This window comes from Streptomyces ipomoeae 91-03 (genome assembly GCF_000317595.1).
In the GTDB taxonomy this organism is placed as follows: Bacteria; Actinomycetota; Actinomycetes; order Streptomycetales; family Streptomycetaceae; genus Streptomyces; species Streptomyces ipomoeae.
Window position 1 is genome coordinate 1 of record NZ_AEJC01000089.1, and the last position, 3,815, is coordinate 3,815.

Genomic DNA, 3,815 nt, shown 5'->3' on the forward strand with positions numbered 1-3,815 from the left:
ATGTGACTGTACGAGACGGAGTGGCACCGGATGCAGCACGCAGTGGGAGCTCCGCTGCCGCCGCCCCACCGGCCGGGGCAGGGCCAGACGACCCCGTGGTCGCCGGCCGCCGACCAGCAGGGACACCCGGCCGGGCATCACCCCGGACCCCCGGGTACGACCCCTCCGGGCCACCCGGGCGTGAGCCACCCGGTACCGCCGGGCACCCACCCGGGCCACGCCCCGGCGAGCCCGCCCGCGGCACCGCCGGCCGCGCCACCCGGGTCGGTGCCTCCGCCCGCACCGACCGCCCCGCCCGGCTCGGTGCCCCCGCCCGCACCGGGCTTCACCGGAGCCCCCGGGCACCCGCACCCCTCGGCCCCGCCGCAGCCCGGCGTACCGAGGGACACCACCGGGCACATCCAGCTGCCGCCGGGCGGCCCCGTCACCATGCCGAGCCCGCCACCGGCCACGGGCGCCCCCGACGTCACGACCACCACCCTCGCCGTCCTGCTCATCGGCCCCGCCGGGGCGGGCAAGACGAGCGTCGCCAAGTACTGGGCGGACCACCGCCGGGTGCCCACCGCGCACATCAGCCTGGACGACGTACGGGAATGGGTACGCTCCGGCTTCGCCGACCCGCAGTCCGGCTGGAACGACAACTCCGAGGCGCAGTATCGTCTCGCCCGCCGCACCTGCGGCTTCGCCGCGCGCAACTTCCTCGCCAACGGCATCTCCTGCATCCTCGACGACGCCGTCTTCCCCGACCGCCCCGTCGTCGGCCTCGGCGGCTGGAAACGCCACGTCGGCCCCGGTCTCCTCCCCGTCGTCATCCTCCCCGGCCTCGACATCGTCCTCGAACGCAACGCCGAGCGCACCGGCAACCGCCGCCTCACCGACGAGGAGGTCGCCCGCATCCACGGCCGCATGGCCGGCTGGTACGGCTCCGGCCTCCCCATCATCGACAACTCCCAACTCGACGTACCGAGCACGGCCCGGGTGCTGGACGAGGTACTGGCGAGGTCGATCGCCAGCCCACCGAAGTGGTAGCCGCGTAGGGCCGCGGCCCGTGGACAGTGGCCGTCGGCGGTAGGCGCCGGGGCGGGAGCGGACGTCGGCGAAGCCACGGGTGGGTGCCGGGGAGTGAGTGGCCGGCACGGTGGCGTCGGCGGTCGTGCGCGGTCGGTACGGATGGGCGTCGGCGGTGAGTGAGGGGCAGCCGGTGGCCGATGCGAGCGGACGCGGGCGGCGCGTGCCGAGTGCGCGGCCGGCGTGAGTGAATGCCGGAGGCCGGCCCAGAGCCCGGGGCCGGTGCGGCTGGGCGCCGGCTCGGGTGTGGGGGAGTCGGTGGCTGGTGGGGTTGGGCGTCAGCCTGAATGTGGGGTGCCCGCGGCCGGTGCGGCTGGGCGTCGGCGGCGCGGGCCGGGTGTGGCGGTCGGCGTGATTCGGTGTGGGCCCACGCAGAGGGCGAACCGGTGAACGCCGGCCGCCGGGCCCATCCGAAAGGGGCGCGGGGAACTGCGCGACCAGCCCCTGCCCACCCGCGCACGGCACACAGCCTCCCCCCGCACCCCGGGCTCCGCCCGCCCCCCACCCCCACTCGGCCTCACTGAACCGGCGGCCGACCAGCGGAGCTCATACGCTCGGCTTATGTCAGAGGTGTACGCGGCCCGCCGCAAGCGGCTGAGAGAACGCTGCCACGCGAGCGGCAGCGCGAGCGCGCTCGTGACCCGCCCGGCCAATGTGCGCTATCTCGCGGGCACGGCCCCTCGCGGCGCCGCCCTCCTGCTGGGCAGGAACGAGGACGTACTCGTCTGCACCGGCCCCCCGAGCGGCGGACCCTCCGAGGGGCGCCCCGACGAATCCGTACGCGTCCATGCGCTCCCGAGCCCCGGCGGCGACCCGGCCGTCGCCGCCGTCGGCCTCGCCCTGGCCGGGGCCGCCGACTCCCTCGCCGTCGAGGAGCACCACCTCACCGTCGCCCGGTATCGAGCGATCCGCTCGGTCGCCCCACGGCTGCGGCTCACCGACCTCGGCGGCGCGGTCGAGCAGCAGCGCATCGTCAAGGACGAGGAGGAGATCTCCTGTCTCCGGATCAGTGCGGAGATCGCCGACCAGGCCCTGGGCGAACTGCTCGAATCGATCCTCGTCGGCCGCACCGAACGGCACCTCGCCCTGGAGTTGGAGCGCAGACTCGTCGACCACGGCGCCGACGGCCCGGCCTTCACCACCTACGTCGCCGCCGGCCCGAACTCCGGCCGCCCCGGCCATCTCCCCACCGACCGGCGGGTCGAGGAGGGCGATTTCCTCTCCGTATGCCTCGGCGCGACGTACCGCGGCTACCGCTGCGAGATCGGCCGTACGTTCGTCATCGGGACCTCGCCCGCCGAGTGGCAGATCGAGCTGTACGACCTGGTCTTCGCAGCCCAGCGCGCCGGACGCGAGAGCCTGGCCCCCGGCACGGCGTATCGCGCCGTCGACCGCGCGGCCCGCCAGGTACTGGACTCCGCGGGCCACGGCGAGGGCCTACCGGCGCTGATGGGGCACGGTGTCGGACTCGAAATCGACGAGGACCCGCAGTTGGCCCCCACGGCCATGGGTAAACTGGACGCTTGCGTGCCGGTCACCGTCGAACCGGGGGTCCACCTCCCGGGCCGGGGCGGCGTCCGGATCGATGACACGCTCGTCGTCCGCCCCGAGGCGGACGGCGGACCCGAGCTACTCACCATCACGACCAAGGAGCTGCTCGCGCTGTAGGAGTGCGTGCCCCGGGGTCGTCCACGTCAGTCCAGGAGATTCCGCAACCGTGGCTTCCACGAACGACCTCAAGAACGGCCTGGTGCTCAAGCTCGAAGGCGGCCAGCTCTGGTCCGTCGTCGAGTTCCAGCACGTCAAGCCCGGCAAGGGCCCGGCCTTCGTGCGCACCAAGCTCAAGAACGTGCTCTCCGGCAAGGTCGTCGACAAGACGTTCAACGCCGGCGTCAAGGTCGAGACGGCCACTGTCGACAAGCGCGACATGCAGTTCTCCTACATGGACGGCGAGTACTTCGTCTTCATGGACATGGAGACCTACGACCAGCTCATGGTCGACCGCAAGGCCGTCGGCGACGCCGCCAACTTCCTGATCGAGGGCTTCACGGTCACCGTCGCGCAGCACGAGGGCGAGGTGCTCTTCGTCGAGCTCCCGGCCGCCGTCGAGCTGACCGTCCAGGAGACCGAGCCGGGTGTCCAGGGCGACCGCTCCACCGGTGGCACCAAGCCCGCCACCCTGGAGACCGGCCACCAGATCCAGGTCCCGCTCTTCATCACCACCGGCGAGAAGATCAAGGTCGACACCCGTACGAGCGACTACCTCGGCCGGGTGAACAGCTAACCGTGGCTGCCCGTAACACGGCCCGCAAGCGCGCCTTCCAGATCCTCTTCGAGGGCGACCAGCGCGGGGCCGACGTCCTGACCGTGCTCGCGGACTGGATCCGGCACTCCCGGAGCGACACGCGCCAGCCGCCGGTCAGCGAGTACACGATGCAGCTGGTCGAGGGCTACGCGACTTATGCGCAGCGGATCGACGAACTGATCGCGCAGTACTCGGTGGGGTGGACCCTCGACCGGATGCCGGTGGTCGACCGCAACATTCTGCGGCTCGGCGCGTACGAGCTGATTTGGGTGGATGAGACTCCGGACGCGGTTGTGCTGGACGAGATGGTGCAGCTGGCGAAGGAGTTCTCCACGGATGAGTCGCCGTCGTTCGTGAATGGATTGCTGGGCCGGCTAAAGGATTTGAAGCCGTCGCTGCGCAGGGAAGTCGAGTAGGACAGCGCGTACAAAACACCGCCGGG

Annotated in this window: 4 protein-coding genes; all 4 read left to right on the top strand. The window is 72.3% G+C overall.

Annotation, left to right across the window (positions count from 1 at the left end; genetic code table 11):
• Positions 1-30 precede the first annotated feature (30 nt).
• Positions 31-1,029, top strand: a complete 999-nt coding sequence (locus tag STRIP9103_RS05480; protein WP_078613808.1) for an AAA family ATPase — start codon at positions 31-33, stop codon at positions 1,027-1,029.
• 600 nt (positions 1,030-1,629) lie between these two features.
• On the top strand, positions 1,630-2,736 hold the full coding sequence (locus tag STRIP9103_RS05485; RefSeq protein WP_009300310.1) for an aminopeptidase P family protein: 1,107 nt from the start codon (positions 1,630-1,632) through the stop codon (positions 2,734-2,736).
• Between the two features lie 49 nt (positions 2,737-2,785).
• Entirely contained in the window at positions 2,786-3,352 is a 567-nt protein-coding gene (gene efp, locus STRIP9103_RS05490; protein WP_009300307.1) for an elongation factor P, read from the top strand.
• A 2-nt stretch (positions 3,353-3,354) separates the two neighbouring features.
• Positions 3,355-3,789 carry a transcription antitermination factor NusB gene (nusB, locus tag STRIP9103_RS05495; RefSeq protein WP_009300309.1) on the top strand — a complete coding sequence of 145 codons (435 nt, stop codon included), beginning with the start codon at positions 3,355-3,357 and terminating at the stop codon, positions 3,787-3,789.
• Positions 3,790-3,815 lie beyond the last annotated feature (26 nt).